Origin of the sequence: Rhizobium vallis (assembly GCF_003985155.1) — a bacterium.
Lineage (GTDB): Bacteria > Pseudomonadota > Alphaproteobacteria > Rhizobiales > Rhizobiaceae > Rhizobium > Rhizobium vallis.
Genome location: NZ_ML133687.1, coordinates 636,645 through 650,701, shown reverse-complemented (window position 1 = coordinate 650,701; position 14,057 = coordinate 636,645). Strand labels below are relative to the sequence as shown.

The window sequence follows — 14,057 nt, the reverse complement described above, 5'->3', positions numbered from 1 at the left end:
TTCTCCGACACATTGAGGGGATATCGTGCATGCTGACAATCTACGGAGTCTATCGATCACGTGCGTCGCGCGTCTACTGGATGGCTGGGGAACTCGGGCTTGAATTCCAGTCGGTACCGGTGCTACAGGCAAGGCGGCTCGCAGATCCGCTGGCGCCTGGGGCGCCGCTCAACACGCACTCACCGGATTTCCTTGCCGTAAACCCGATGGGGCAGATCCCCAGCATTCGCGATGGCGACCTCGTCATGCACGAGTCTCTGGCGATCAATCTCTACCTTGCGCGTCGATATGGCGGACCGCTTTCCGGCAATACCGTCGAAGAAGACGGATTGTTGACGATGTGGACGGTCTGGGCGGCGACGGAGGTCGAGCCGCATACGGTGAAGATCGTGCTGACCTACGATAATGGGCTCGAAAACAGCGAAAGTGGCAGACAGACGATCGCCGTCGCCTGCCGTTCGCTGCGCAGGCCGCTAAAGGTTCTCGAAAGCCACCTTGTCGGTCGGCAATGGATTGTCGGCGACCGCTTTACCGCTGCCGATCTCAACCTCGCCGAGGTACTGCGCTACGCCCAGAGCGAAGAGGCCCTGTTCCAGGCGCATCCCAATATCAAGGCCTGGATCGAGCGCTGCCAGTCCCGCCCGGCTTATAAAGCGATGCAGGCAACGCGGGCCAAAGAACCAATCGAGGTATGAACGTCACTGGAAAAGCGCGAGTGTGCCGGCCATCTCTTCGCGAATCCAGGCCTTGAAATCCTTGACCTTCTTCGGCTCGCGTATGCCTTCGGCGGTGACGAAGTAGTGGCCGAAGCCGGTACGGGCGCGAATGCCGAAGGGGGCGACCAGCCGGCCTTCGGCGAGCGCAAAGCCGGAAAGGGTCTGCCAGGCAAGCATGACGCCTTGCCCGGCGATCGCCGCATCGAGGCAGAGCGAGGCATCATTGAAGACGTGGCGCGTTGCCAGCGTCGCGCCTGAAAGGCCGGCCTCGCGCATCCAGACCTCCCAGGTGAACATGGCATGGCCATCGATGATGGCAGGCAGGCCGAGGATATCGGCGGGCTCTTTCAATTTCGCTGCCATCTCGGGCGAACAGACGGGAAAGACTTCCTGTTCCAGGAGCAACTCGGCCTTCACGTCAGGCCATTTGCCGGTGCCGACGCGAATACCGATATCGACGTCGCAAAGCGCCGGACTGACGAGATTGGTCGTCGCGTCCAGCCGCAGCTTGATGTCAGGGTGACGCTCGGCGAAGCGATCGAGCCGGCAGACGAGCCAGCGGGCGGCGAAGACCGGCGCCACCGATATGGTCAGGATCGTATCGTCCTTGCGGCTCGCAATCGACACCGCCGCCGAAAGTCGGGCAAAACCCTCGTCGAGCGCGAGAAGTACCGGCCGGCCAGCTTCGGTGGCGATCATTCCCCGGGCGGTGCGCTCGAAGATCACCTGGCCAAGCTGCGCCTCTGCCTTGATGACCTGCTGGCTGACGGCGCCGACCGACACGCCGAGTTCATCAGCGGCGGCCTGAAGCGAGCCAAGACGACCGACGGCTTCGAGCGCGCGAAGGCCGTTGAGATGGACCATATTCAGGTTCTTCATATAGTTTTTCTATAACGCCTCCGCGTTAATCTCAATTGAAAATCGGTCTGCGGAAGCTGATATTGCAAGCATTAATCAAGCCATCCGAACGCAGCCGCAGGACGAACGGGATGGCTCAGCAGCCACAAGCCACTTTGCGGTCACCCTTCTGCGTCACTGGAGAAAGCGAGGCATGCCATGTCGTTGCTGAAGTTTTTCTTGAGACCTATCCTTCACGCGGGAAGCTCGGAAACTGCCCCAGCCTGGCGGAACGATCCGCTGCTGCATCCCGAAGTTGAGCGTATGTCGATGCGGGAAATCGCCGATCTGCCGCTTGGAATGCAGGCCGGCTTTCCCGAGGAGGCCAAGCCGCTGGCGAATTGCGCCTGAAAACATGCTAGGTTTCCGTCCGGACGGAAAGGCGGGACAATGGCCGACGATGTCGATGCGATCTTCGCGCGCCTGAAGCGACTGGCTGCGGAAGCCGGCCTGCCCGCGGTCGAGGAAAGCACGTCCTACGGCAATCCGGCGCTGAAGGTCGGCGGCAAGAGTTTTGTGGCGGTGAAGAATGCCGAGACGATCGTGATCTCGATTTCGCTCGACGACAAGGATCACCTGCTGGAGATGGCGCCCGACGTCTATTTCCAGACCGATCATTATGTCGGCTGGCCGCACCTGCCGCTACGCGCCGCCGTGATCGGCGACGAGGAACTACGGTTGCGGCTGCTTGGCGCCTGGCTGTTCCGGGCGCCGAAGAAGATTGCCGCCCGCTATCAGGCCTGATCGTAGGCGAGCGCCCGCTGTACGGCAGGGCGCTGCAGCATGCGGACGCGATGATCGCTCGCCTTTTCGAAGCGCGTGGGATCGACGCCGTCCGAAGGCAGCCAGCTCGTCATCGTGAAGAGATAGGGATCGGCGACCGAGTAGGCTGTGCCCATGACCCATGGGCCCTCGAACATGGTCTGCTCGATCAGCGTGAAGCAATCTGCCATGTTCTGCGGCACCTTGGCCTTCATCGCCTCTATTGCGGCCGCGTCGTCGGCCCAGCGGGAACCACGCGGTCGATGGGCATGGTTCACATGCACAGTCGAGCAGATGTAACTGTTGAAGGACTGCAGCCTGGCAAATTCGAAGGCATCGTCGAGCGGAGCGAGCTTGGCGGCCGGCGCGCTTTGGGCGATGTAAGCCAGGATCGCCGGCGTTTCCGTCAGCACGCCGCGATCGGTGACAAGCGCCGGCACCCGGCCCTTCGGGTTGATCTTCAGATAGTCCGGCGAGCGCTGTTCGCCGTCGCGAATGCTGATCCTCTTCGTTTCGAAGGCTAGGCCGGATTCTTCCAAGGCAATGAGGCTTGCGAGCGCGCAGGTTCCCGACGCGTAATACAATGTCAGCATGGTTCTCGACTCCCTTTCTGCAAGGGTTATAGCGCGGCGGCCTGCGCGCCGGAACCGGCAAGATCGGGAGGAGCCGGCAATCTCCGGCCCCTCCTCCGCGCTCAGCCGCAGCCCGGTACATCTTCCAGCCGGTGCCAGACCGGGATGCCGCGTTCCCTGGCGATGCGGACATCATTATCAGCCCCCTTGGAATCGCCGGGCAGGCGCAGCACGCCCTCGCAGAGCTGCAGCAGCCGACCGGCGACCGGGTGGAAGATCTCTTCATAGAGCGCATCGCCGACCGCTCTGCCGCCGGCGGCGTGCCAGATCGGCAACGCCACCCATTCGCCGATCATCGGCACATGGCCGGCCTCAAACAACGCATGGGAGGGTTGCTCCAACCGCTTCAGGTTGGCGGCCATCTTCTCCGGGTCGTCGCCCGTTCCGGACCGATAAGGGCCGGCAATCAATATCAACATGATCCACTCCTTCACTCCGCCTTAGGCGTGAGCACTCCCGGCATCATGCACGGGATTGCGTGAAAATGCATGATATTTCTTGAATGTCGAGTCAATTCGTGCACATTCACGATACTTCGTAAATTTTCGTGCAGAGAGACCATGCTGACGACCCAACGCAAGACCTTGATCCTCGATATCCTGCGCCGCGACGGCCAAGTCATCGCCAAGCGCGTCGCCGAGGAATTCGCCCTTTCGGAGGACACGATCCGGCGCGACCTCCGGGAAATGGCAGCGGAGGGGCTGTTGAAGCGGGTGCATGGCGGCGCAATGCCACTTGCGCCGGACCTGCCGGATTTCACCGCACGGCGCTGCGTTTCGTCGGAAATCAAGGTGCGGCTGGGAGCGAGGGCAGCGGCAATGATCAAGCCGGGGCAGATGATCTTCCTCGACGGCGGCACGACGACGGCAGAGATCGCCAGGCACCTGCCGCGCGACATGCCGCTGACGGTCGCGACCCACAGCCCGACGATCGCCGCCGAACTGGAACACCACCCGACAGCCGAGGTGATCCTCACCGGCGGACGGCTCTATAAACATTCGATGGTGGCGACGGGAGCAGCGGCGATGGCGGCGATCTCGCAACTCCGCCCCGACCTTTTCTTCCTCGGCGTCACGGCGGCGCATCCGGTGCACGGACTTTCCACCGGCGATTTCGAGGAAGCGGCCATCAAGCGACATATCGCGCGGTGTTCGGCCGAAACCCATGTCCTGCTGACCGAGGAGAAATTCGACCTCGTGTCACCGTGCCCGGTGCTCGGCGTTGCCGAGGTGGCGGGGCTGATCGTGCCTGCTGACATGTCGGCCGAACGGCTGAAGCCCTATCGCGACCTCAACGGCGCAATCGCCGCAGCATAATGGTGCTGCGGGACGGCGCGCGCGCTGCGGCCTGCGGCAAAAGACTTGCGGCAAGGGCTGCGATGAACAGCGCCAGCATGACGTAGGCCGGCGCCATGCTGCCGGTTCCAAAGGTCAGCATCGTCTGCAGATAAGGCTGCGCCAGCGCGACGACGACGGAAAGGGCCGGCATGTCGAGCAGGGTTCCGACCACTCGAGATAAGTCCGCCATGAAGGCTGCCGCTGCAAGCACACCGTAGACCGCCGTCAGACGGGCCGCGAGACGCAGCGGGACCGACGCTTCGAGCGAGCGCGCGTCGCCATCCTCGAATGGAACCATGAGATAGACGATGAAGGCGACCAGGAACAGGAGCGGAACGGGCAGCATCGCAAGGATGACCGGCCACGACGCCGCCGTATCCGCTGAGATGAAGAGAAGAAACGGTGTGGCGGCGACGAACCAGACGGCTGCAACCGGTCCCCAGAACCAGAGCAGCGACAGATAGTGAAGCCGAACCAGGGTGGCCATGAAAAGCATGCCGATGGCGATCCAGATGCAGCCGGGTTTGAGCATGCGCGATATCCACCAGATGGTCGACTCGCAGGCGCCGGCCATCTTCTCGCAGCCTGACAACTGGATTGTGAGCCAGGTTATATGGTCGAGACCGAGCGCAGCGAAAATGAAGATGCCGGTACCGGTCAGCACCCACCAGAGATAGCGGCCTGCAAACATACCCTGCCCCCACGGCTTCCAGGGAACGCTCTCGCCTCCGCGTCGATACGCAAAGCACGTCCGACGCAGGGCGCATCTCTTTATATTAGGTAATTCTTATTTTTTTATAACTTATGTACGCGCTTCGCGCACTCATTCGGTCAAGAGGGATGTGACCCTGACATCGCCGACATGGATACCGTTCCAATTGTGCATCGAGGTCATGGCAAAACCCATCAGGGTTGCGTGGATCTTTTCCTCCGTCTCGAAGAAGCGGGCGAGCGTCGCCGCCACCATGGCTTCGGCGGCGCGGGTCGTGCCGTCCTCGCATTTGAGTGCGATGGCGATGCCCTTTTCCGGGATCGCCGCGCAGAAGACGCCTTCGGCGCCGGTTTTGACGAAGATGCGGCCGGGAGCGATCTGCATCAGCTTGGTGCAGGCGCGGCCGGAGCCCGCGACATAAAAGGGCTCGGCCATGCAAGCCTCGACCAGACGGCGGGACGCCTTGGCGCGCAGGGGCTCCAGGCCGACGCCGGTCGCCATTTTCGCAAATCCGTGGGCAAGGCCGCGCAACGGCACTGCATAAGTCGGAATGGAGCAGCCGTCCGTACCGCAACTCTCCGCGCCGAGCACGGCGCCGGTCAGGCTTTCCATCGCCGCACGGATCTCGACCTGTAGCGGATGGTCGTAACCGACATAACCCTTCGGATCGAGGTCCTTATGGCAGCAGGCGCAGATGAAGCCGGCATGTTTTCCCGAGCAATTGTTGTGAAGCGCAGTCGGCGCGTCGAGCGTGCGGGCCTGCTGGATCAGGACCTTCTGGTTCATGGACCAGTGGGCGCCGCATTCCAGCGCTTCGACACCGCGGCCGGCGCGCGCAAGCATGGAAGCGGCGAGCGCCACATGCTCCTCCTCGCCGTTGTGCGAGGCGCAGGCAAGCGCCAGTTCCTTGTCGCCGAAGCCATAGGCATCTGCCGCGCCGCTCTCGACCAGCGGCAGCGCCTGCATCGCCTTGCAGGAAGACCGCGGGAAAACAGCTGCCTCAATGTCGCCAGCCGAAAACACAAGCTTACCATCGCCATCGACGACGGCCACCGCGCCGCGATGGCGGCTTTCGACGAGCAGGCCACGGGTGACTTCGACGGTGACGGGATTGGTCATGAGCTCTCATCCGGATGCTGGCGGGATGCGCAGGCATAACGCGTCAGGGGACGAAAGCCAACGGGGTTTAGGTGGTGCGGGAATTCGGGTGACGGCGGTCGTCATCCGGATGAAGGTGGAGCCTGACTGAGAGAGTGGCCAACGCGACTGCGGCGCGTTTGGCGGAAGCATCACCGTGCATTCCCTTATCCTCGGCTTTGATGTACGGCCTTGATACATACCTGACAGATGTTCGGAGACATGCCTGACACTTCCGGAATAATTTCTCGGGAGGTGGGCACGGTTTGACGGACTCCGGAGGCGATCACACAGTTCAAGCATTCATCACAAAAGTTGACGGAGGCGATCGAAAACTATCGTTTCTCTGATGTGCCCGATGCAGCTATGAGTGGTGCATCAGGAATAGCGCCATGCCCTCCACTTTCTCCTTGATCCTTCGCGACAACAGGATCCGCGTCCCGACCGTGACGCTCGTCGCGCTCGCCTTCACCTATGCCTCGACCGTACCTTACCAGTCGATCATCGGGATTAACGAACTCGGCTTGAGCAATGGCGCCTATTCGGCGTTGGTGTTCTTCTCGGCGATCGTCAATGTCACGACGAGTCTCACGCTCGGCATCTGGTCGGACAGGCTGAAAGAGCGGCGGCCGCTGGTACTGGGGCTTTCGGTCGCCGGCATGCTCGGCTTCGGGTCGATCGCAATCATCCACAGCCCGGCGGTCTTCATCATCTCCACGCTGTTGCTGGTGCCGATGAGCAACTCCACCTATTCGCTGCTATTTGCCAGCTTGCGCGCCAGGACCAACCAGATGGAACGCGGCCAGGGGGCGGCAATCACCGCGACGGTGCGTGCACTCTATTCCGGCTCATGGGCGCTGGCGCCGGGGATGATCGGCCTTTATCTCGTCAGTTCACCGTCGATGACGCCGGCCTATGGGATTGCGGCGCTCGCAAGCTGCACCTGCTTCTGTCTGTATTTCTTCTTCGCGCCCGGAAATGGCGCCGCCGGCCCCGGCCCCGATCATGTCGGCTTCTTTGCGTCGCTGAAACGGATCTTTGAGCCCTATGTGCTGTCGCGCGTCATCGTCATGGCGATGCTGTTCGGGCTGCAGCGGCTGAACGGCATGCTCTCGCCGCTGATCATCACCCATGCGGCCGGCGGCACCGTGGTCGATGTCGGCTTCATGGCCGGGCTGACGGCCTTTCTCGAAATGCCATTCATGGTGATGTGGGGCTTTGCGCAGCGCCGCTTCCGGACCGTGCATGTGCTCGCCTTCGGCACGCTGATCTACTGCATATATCTGATGCTGCTCGGCTTTGCTTCCGCGCGCTGGCACATCTATGCGCTGCTCCTCGTCAATGCTTGCGGGGTGGCAGCGATCCTCAGCGTGCCGATCACCTATCTGCAGGATCTGATCGCCGATCGGCCGGGGCTCGGGAGTTCGCTGATCTCGCTCAACACCTTCATCGGGGTTGGCATCGCCGCAGCGCTCTTTGCCTTCGGCACATCGGTCACCGATTATTCCGGCACCGCCTTCGTCGGCGCGGCCGCGGGTCTCGCGTCGATCGGAGCCTTGCTCTATCTCGAAAGCGGCCGGCAGCAGATGCGACAGCCGGCGTGAAACGCTGCTCGCTTTCCGCCGATATCGGTCAATCCGGCGTGATGCGATAGGCGCAGCGCCGCGCGCCGGCGAGGATATGTTCACTGCGTTCGACCCTGGCGCCGAGAACGGCGCGGAAGGTTTCGAGTTCGGAGCGACAGAAACCGGCGCAGACGGTGGCGGCCGCGCAGATCGGGCAGTGGTTTTCGACCAGCATGAACGAACCGTCTGCTTGCTTCCAGCTATCGGCCATATAACCCTCGCGGGTGCGGATGGCGGCGAGCGCCTCGATGCGCGTGGCGAGATCGTCGGCGCGCTCGAGTTCCTGTCGGTAACGTGTCAGCGTCTCAGCCTCCCGGGCTGAGATCACGGTATCGAGGGCTTCAGACCCGAGTTGCTCGACGAGCGTTCCCAGCAGATTTGCCGTCAGTTCTGCATGACCGTCGGGAAACTGTCGGTTGCCGGCGGCGGTGAGATGCCAGAGCTGGCGCGGCCGGCCCCGACCGGCGGTGGCAACGGTGATTGGTTCCACCAGTCCCTCCTCCGCCATCTTCGCCAGCTGCTGGCGAGCCGCCTCCCCTGAAATGCCGAGCGCATCGCCGATGGCGGCCGCAAGCTGCGGACCTTCGGTCTTCATCAGGATCAATATCCGGTTGGCTGGGGACTGGCGCATATTTTCCAAGCTACATCTTGTTTTAATCGGGGCGACATGCAATTTTCCAATTTATAACTTGGAAAATAATCCTGCGCCAGCAAAAATCCGAGGGAATCATCCCATGTCGAATATCGACCAGACTGCAGCCCTTCCCGACGCCAGCTCCGTCTTCCGCCTGTTCCTGCCCCAGCACCTGCCGGCAACGCTGATGCTGGCCGGCGGCGTGACGCTTTATGCCGTGGAGAGTTACATCATGGCGACGATCGCGCCTTCGATCGTGCGCGATATCGGCGGGCTTGCCCTATTTTCCTGGGTCACCAGCCTTTTCGTGGCGGCAGCCGTGCTCGGCTCGATCTTCGTCGCCATGCGGCCGCGGGGCGTCGGCCTTCGATCCGTCTATGTGATCGCAGCCCTGGTCTTCGGCGTCGGCAGCCTGATTGCCGCAGCCGCACCGTCGATGCCGGTGGTGCTGATCGGACGCGCGGTACAGGGTTTGGGAACAGGAGCGCTCGCCGCCCTCGGCTATGCCTTCATCCGCTTCGTCTATCCCGAGCCGCTCTGGCCGAAGGCATCGACGCTCTATGCGGCGATCTGGGGAGTGGCGACCGTCATCGGGCCGACGCTCGGCGGCTTCTTTTCGTCAGGCAGCAGTTGGCGCTACGCTTTTATCGTGCTCGTACCGTTCGGCCTGCTGATGGCGGCGCTGGCGCCACGGCTATTGCCCGAAGTCCAAGACGATCGCGAGCAGGCCAAGACCCCGGTCGCGCAGATCGGGCTGCTACTTGCCGCCGTTCTGATGGTCAGTGCGGCCAGCGCGATCGAGACGACGGGCGCGAGTGTGGTGTTGATTGCAGCTTCGGTCACTGCGGTCGCCGGCATGCTTGTTATCGAGAGGCGTAGCGCGAACCGGCTCCTGCCCTTAGGCGCCGTCAGCCTTTCCCAACCGATTTCGCGCGTCTATCTGACAATGCTCGCCATGACCGTCGTGCTCGTCAGCGACGTCTTCATTCCCTATTTCCTGCAGACGCTGCACGGGGTGACGCCACTCGCATCGGGCTATCTGGTGGCGCTGGTCGCTCTCGGCTGGGCGTTTGCGGCCTTTCTCAGCGGTTCGCTGACCGGCCGGCGGGCCTATGCGGCCATCGTCATCGGCGCTCTCATCGAGGCGGCGGCGACCGCCTGCCTCGCGATCTTCCTCGCCAGCGACAATCCTGAGGGCCATATGCTCCTGATCGTGCCGGCGGCGATCGGCATGTTCATGATGGGCTTCGGCGTCGGGCTCGGCTGGGCGCATCTCGTCGCCACGGTCCTGAAGCTCGTTGCCGACAACGAACAAGACAAGGCCTCCGCGGCGATCCCGACGATGAGCTCGCTCGGCGGCGCCTTCGGGGCGGCCTTTGCCGGCGTCATCGCCAATGGCGCCGGCCTCGTCCATCCAGGCGGCATAGAAGGCGCGCTTTCGGCGGCGCACTGGCTCTATCTCATTATGGCACTACCCGGTGTTCTGGCGATCGGCGTCTCGCTGACACTCAGCCGACGCGCAGCATGACCTTGCCGACATGGCTGCCCTCTTCCATCAGCCGGTGCGCTTCGACAACCTCTTCGAAGGCAAAGACCTCGTGGATGACGGGGGCGACGGTACCGGCCTCCAAGAGCGGCCAGACCTCCGAGAGCAGGTCGTCGCGGATGGCGCGTTTCTCCTCCGCCGTGCGCGGACGCATGGTCGAGCCGGTCACCGTCAGGCGCTTGACCATGATCGGCGAGAGATTGACCTTTTCGGCGAGCGCACCGCCAAGAAATGCGATGATCGACAGGCAGCCATCCCGTGCGAGCGAGGCGATATTGCGCTCGAAGTAGGCAGCACCGATCATATCGAGGATGATATCGACTCCATAGCCGGTCTCGGCCTTGATCACCTCGGCGAAATCCTCGGTTTTGTAGTTGATCGCGCGCTTGGCGCCGAGATTCTCGCAGGCCTCGCATTTCTCCTTGGAGCCGGCGGTTGCATAGACCTCGGCGCCAAACGCGCGGGCAAGCTGGATCGCCGTCGTGCCGATGCCGCTGGAACCGCCATGGATCAGCACTGTCTCGCCTTCCGTCAGCCCGGCCATCTGGAAGAGATTGGCCCAGACGGTGAAGAAGGTTTCGGGAAGGGCTGCAGCCTTTACCGCATCGTAGCCCTTGGGGAACGGCAGGATCTGGCCGACCGGCAGCAGGCAATATTCGGCATAGGCGCCGCCATTGGCGAGGCCGCAGACCTTGTCGCCGATGGCATGGCCGCTGACGCCGGGGCCGATGGCAACGATTTCGCCTGACAGTTCCAGGCCGAGGATCGGGCTCGCATCCTTAGGTGGGGGATAACTGCCCTGGCGCTGGGAGATATCGGGACGGTTGACGCCGATCGCCGCGGCCCGCACCAGAACCTCTCCGTCTCCAGGCACGGGAAGCGGGCGCTTGCCGATCACCATCACCTCCGGCCCGCCGAAGGACGGCAGATCAACGAAACGCATTTCCTGAGGCAGTGACATGTCGCGGCCCTCCTATCCCTGTTGTTCGGAATAGATCAGCCCCGGAGGCTTGGGAAGGCTGGAAGTGGCAAGGGCGTCAATTCGCCTCGCCCAGCAGATGGAAGACGAGGCCTTCTTCGCTCTCCTTGGCTGCCGACTTGATGATGGCGATCTCGGCGCTGACGCGGTTGATATCGTCGATGACGAGGCCTTCCGGCAGTTCGATAACGCCGATCGAGCAGCGCATCAGCGGGAACAGCGCTTCGGCGCCGGCACGGTCGTGACCGAGGATGCGGCCGGCGGCGCGGTGCTCGTCGGAATAGAGATCGCGCACATCGTCATGGAAATCGCTGATCAGCCGGTCGAGAATCTCCGTCAGCTCTTCCTTGGTCCAGCCGACGACGCCGATGAAGAAATCGTCGCCGCCGACATGGCCGAGAAAATGGCGCTCGGCGAAGAAATATCGGCGCATCAGCGCGGCAAACAGCGAGATCGCGTGGTCGCCGAGATGGAAACCATAGGCATCGTTGAACGGCTTGAAATTGTCGAAGTCGCAATAGCAGAAGTGGCGGAGCTCATCGCCATCGCGGCCGGACTGGCGCATGAAATCACGGATGGCGCGATTGCCCGGCAGGCCGGTCAGCGGGTTCTGGTCTTGTGCGGTCTTCAGCTGCTTCTCGTTGATGACCTTGATCAGCGAGGCGGCAGAGACGACTCCGGCATAACGCATGTTATCGGTCAGGATCAGGCAATTGCTGCCTTCCATATTGGCGAAGATCGCCATCAGTTGCTCGGCATCGCTATCGAGGCCGACGATCGGCGCCATCTCGACGAAATGCGAGATGGAGCGCTCATACATCTTGTTCTTCAGGAGATCGCGGCCGAAGGGCTGATAGATATATTCCTTCAGGTGATGCTCGTGGATGATGCCGCGCGGCTCGTTATTAGCATTGAGGACGGGAAAGAAGGCTTGGCGCGGATTGCGGCGGAAGAGTTCGAAGACGCTGTCGATGCTGTCATTCTCGTAGACCGTCGGCAGCAGTTCGATCTGCTTGCGGATGAGGATTTCGTCGAGCGACTGGCTGCCCCGTTTACTCTTGCCGAGCTCCTGCAGATGCGGAAAGGATGGCGCGAGCTCGGAAGTATGCGTTGTCGGGCGGGAAATGAACCAGCCCTGGACGAGATCGACGCCGTATTCGCGACAGGCGATGAATTCGGCCTCGGTCTCGATGCCTTCGGCGATGACGCGCGTGCCGAGCACGTGGGCGATGTTGACGATGCTCTTTAAGAGATGACGCTTGCGCGGGCTACGGTCGATTTCGGCGACGAAGTGACGATCGATCTTCAGGTAATCGACAGGATGATCGCAGAGCAGCTTCATCTCGCCGTGACCGACGCCGAAATCGTCGATCGCCAGCTTGAAACCGGCTTTACGCAGCTTCGAAACGAGGGCGGAAAATTCCGGCACACTGGTGTTGTCAAAACGCTCCGAGAATTCGAAGCAGACGGAGGACGGCGGAATATTGGCCGTCTTCAGATGCTGGAGCAGATTTTCGACCAGGCGTTCGCCATGCGGAATGAGCCGGACGTCGAGATTGAGAAAAAGCGTCGAGGTCGCAAAGTTCGGCAACGTCGCGAATTTGGCGAGCGCCCGGCTGGCCAGCATCTGTTCGAACTGCAACAGCTGGCCGGTCTGGTGGGCCTCGTCGAGAATGTCGGCCGGCGTGTCATAGCCGATGCGTTCCTGACCGCGCATGAGGGATTCGTAACCGAAAACGGTACCGGTGCCGGCCTCGACAATCGGTTGAAAGGCATTTTCAACCACGAGCTTGGCGAGCGTTACGATCTGATCGCTGGCGTAGCGGCGCAGAACACCAGGCTCGACGGTGGCAGCCAAAGACATGCCAATCTCCACTGTGACTTGTTCTTTTGTGCCAGGAACATGCCGCAGAAGGGTCAATGAACTCTTTCGCCAGTGTGAAAGTTTTATGAAACGCGCAGGGCCTTTCTGCGCGTTTTGCGTTTATTTGATTTCTCCAATACAATCAAACGCTTGCTCAGGCGGAGCGACGCCGCTCAGCCTCATGATCGGCAAACATGTCGGCGACGCACCTGCCGCCTGAGGGAACGCCCTCCTCGTCGAGGACGTCGGCGCGGAATTCGTTGAGCTTGCGGGCGGTATCCCAGAGGCGGAGCGCCTCGCGGACGACTTCGCTGCTCGAGGCATAGCCGCCGTTATCGACGGCGGCGCGGATGCCCGCTGCCTGTTGCGGAGAGATGGAAACTGTGACCATCGGCATGGACTTCCTCCCTTTTTCTGATCAGGCAGAACCTGCCTCTTGGGGGACGCATGACCATTTTCGGCATTCTCGGCGATATCACCGGCTGCCTTGGTGCATTCGCACATCGGACGATCCTGGTAATTAGGATCGCCACCTAATCCTTCAAGTCTAATCCCCTGTCATGTGCTTGTCAAAAAAACAGGCAACAACCCTCTCCACGGGTTCAACTGCGGATGCCAAAGCCGAAGGCGATCATCGTCCAGCCCTGAACGATGAGATCTGCAGCCAGGAAAAGGCCAAGGATCCAGAGACTGTTGACCGGCCAACCGAGTGCGATGACAAAGCCGGCAAGGGCGGTGATGAGACCGCTTGCGACGATCCAGCGCCAGCCTTTGAGCGGCCGCATGCGCATGCCGACCCAGAGACGGAAGATGCCGGCCACCAGCAGTGCAATGGCCAGAAACAGGGTCAAGGCCGCCGAGGTGAAGATGGGATTGATGAAAGCGAAGATACCGGCGAGCACATAGAGCACGCCGCTCAAAGCCCAAAAGAGCACTTGATCCCAGCCGCGCACCTGGAAGGCATGGATGAGATAAATGACGCCGCCTGCCAGCATCAGCATGCCGACGTAGAAGACCGAAGCGACGGTCGCCATCAACAGGTTGCTGAGGGCGATGAGGCCGCAGATGAGAAGCAGCACGCCGAGGCCGACGAACCATACCCATTTCGACCGCAGCGAGGATGCGGGCATTCCATCGTAGAGACTGGTCATAACACACCTCCTGATCAACTTCGCATATGTTGCGCCAATTCTTCCCGAAAAGATCTGCGTCAGAT

The 14,057-nt window shown here is 61.7% G+C and carries 16 protein-coding genes; 6 read left to right on the top strand and 10 right to left on the bottom strand.

The features are described from left to right. The first annotated feature begins 29 nt into the window (after positions 1 to 29). Positions 30 to 695, top strand: a complete 666-nt coding sequence (locus tag EFQ99_RS08295) for a glutathione S-transferase family protein (RefSeq protein ID WP_126920547.1) — start codon at positions 30 to 32, stop codon at positions 693 to 695. A gap of 3 nt (positions 696 to 698) precedes the next feature. Here the strand turns inward: EFQ99_RS08295 and EFQ99_RS08290 are convergent, their stop codons facing one another. Beyond that, complete coding sequence (locus EFQ99_RS08290) at positions 699 to 1,595, bottom strand: LysR substrate-binding domain-containing protein (protein WP_126920546.1); 897 nt, start codon at positions 1,593 to 1,595, stop codon at positions 699 to 701. 177 nt (positions 1,596 to 1,772) lie between these two features. On the opposite strand from EFQ99_RS08290, the gene EFQ99_RS08285 reads away from it, so the two are divergent. Then, complete coding sequence (locus EFQ99_RS08285; protein ID WP_126920545.1) at positions 1,773 to 1,964, top strand: hypothetical protein; 192 nt, start codon at positions 1,773 to 1,775, stop codon at positions 1,962 to 1,964. Between the two features lie 39 nt (positions 1,965 to 2,003). Next, on the top strand, positions 2,004 to 2,357 hold the full coding sequence (locus EFQ99_RS08280; protein WP_126920544.1) for an MmcQ/YjbR family DNA-binding protein: 354 nt from the start codon (positions 2,004 to 2,006) through the stop codon (positions 2,355 to 2,357). Here EFQ99_RS08280 and EFQ99_RS08275 read toward each other — a convergent pair. Both EFQ99_RS08275 and EFQ99_RS08270 read right to left on the bottom strand, forming a co-directional pair. Continuing rightward, positions 2,348 to 2,968, bottom strand: a complete 621-nt coding sequence (locus tag EFQ99_RS08275) for a glutathione S-transferase family protein (RefSeq protein ID WP_126920543.1) — start codon at positions 2,966 to 2,968, stop codon at positions 2,348 to 2,350. The genes EFQ99_RS08280 and EFQ99_RS08275 overlap by 10 nt on opposite strands. A gap of 101 nt (positions 2,969 to 3,069) precedes the next feature. Continuing rightward, positions 3,070 to 3,426: a DUF4406 domain-containing protein gene (locus tag EFQ99_RS08270; protein ID WP_126920542.1), complete on the bottom strand. Its 357-nt coding sequence runs from the start codon at positions 3,424 to 3,426 to the stop codon at positions 3,070 to 3,072. A gap of 141 nt (positions 3,427 to 3,567) precedes the next feature. On the opposite strand from EFQ99_RS08270, the gene EFQ99_RS08265 reads away from it, so the two are divergent. Beyond that, a complete protein-coding gene (locus tag EFQ99_RS08265; protein ID WP_126920541.1) occupies positions 3,568 to 4,323 on the top strand; it encodes a DeoR/GlpR family DNA-binding transcription regulator in 756 nt (251 codons plus the stop codon). On the opposite strand, the gene EFQ99_RS08260 is transcribed toward EFQ99_RS08265, so the two are convergent. Both EFQ99_RS08260 and EFQ99_RS08255 read right to left on the bottom strand, forming a co-directional pair. Next, positions 4,298 to 5,035, bottom strand: coding sequence for a hypothetical protein (locus tag EFQ99_RS08260; protein ID WP_126920540.1), 738 nt, complete (start codon positions 5,033 to 5,035; stop codon positions 4,298 to 4,300). The genes EFQ99_RS08265 and EFQ99_RS08260 overlap by 26 nt on opposite strands. A gap of 132 nt (positions 5,036 to 5,167) precedes the next feature. Then, on the bottom strand, positions 5,168 to 6,175 hold the full coding sequence (locus tag EFQ99_RS08255) for an asparaginase (protein ID WP_126920539.1): 1,008 nt from the start codon (positions 6,173 to 6,175) through the stop codon (positions 5,168 to 5,170). A 410-nt stretch (positions 6,176 to 6,585) separates the two neighbouring features. Between EFQ99_RS08255 and EFQ99_RS08250 the strand changes: the two genes are divergently transcribed. Further along, the gene (locus EFQ99_RS08250) at positions 6,586 to 7,797 is read left to right on the top strand and encodes an MFS transporter (RefSeq protein WP_126920538.1); all 1,212 of its coding nucleotides are present in this window, start codon (positions 6,586 to 6,588) and stop codon (positions 7,795 to 7,797) included. 28 nt (positions 7,798 to 7,825) lie between these two features. Here the strand turns inward: EFQ99_RS08250 and EFQ99_RS08245 are convergent, their stop codons facing one another. Continuing rightward, entirely contained in the window at positions 7,826 to 8,458 is a 633-nt protein-coding gene (locus EFQ99_RS08245) for a helix-turn-helix transcriptional regulator (protein WP_208722731.1), read from the bottom strand. A 94-nt stretch (positions 8,459 to 8,552) separates the two neighbouring features. Between EFQ99_RS08245 and EFQ99_RS08240 the strand changes: the two genes are divergently transcribed. Beyond that, on the top strand, positions 8,553 to 9,980 hold the full coding sequence (locus EFQ99_RS08240) for an MFS transporter (RefSeq protein ID WP_126920536.1): 1,428 nt from the start codon (positions 8,553 to 8,555) through the stop codon (positions 9,978 to 9,980). Here EFQ99_RS08240 and EFQ99_RS08235 read toward each other — a convergent pair. From EFQ99_RS08235 to EFQ99_RS08220, 4 genes are all read right to left on the bottom strand, one after another. After that, on the bottom strand, positions 9,961 to 10,959 hold the full coding sequence (locus EFQ99_RS08235) for an NAD(P)H-quinone oxidoreductase (RefSeq protein WP_126920535.1): 999 nt from the start codon (positions 10,957 to 10,959) through the stop codon (positions 9,961 to 9,963). The genes EFQ99_RS08240 and EFQ99_RS08235 overlap by 20 nt on opposite strands. 76 nt (positions 10,960 to 11,035) lie before the next feature. Then, a complete protein-coding gene (locus EFQ99_RS08230; RefSeq protein WP_126920534.1) occupies positions 11,036 to 12,841 on the bottom strand; it encodes a GGDEF domain-containing protein in 1,806 nt (601 codons plus the stop codon). A 154-nt stretch (positions 12,842 to 12,995) separates the two neighbouring features. Then, entirely contained in the window at positions 12,996 to 13,238 is a 243-nt protein-coding gene (locus EFQ99_RS08225; RefSeq protein WP_126920533.1) for a ribbon-helix-helix domain-containing protein, read from the bottom strand. A 205-nt stretch (positions 13,239 to 13,443) separates the two neighbouring features. Next, positions 13,444 to 13,992 carry an HdeD family acid-resistance protein gene (locus EFQ99_RS08220; RefSeq protein ID WP_126920532.1) on the bottom strand — a complete coding sequence of 183 codons (549 nt, stop codon included), beginning with the start codon at positions 13,990 to 13,992 and terminating at the stop codon, positions 13,444 to 13,446. Positions 13,993 to 14,057 lie beyond the last annotated feature (65 nt).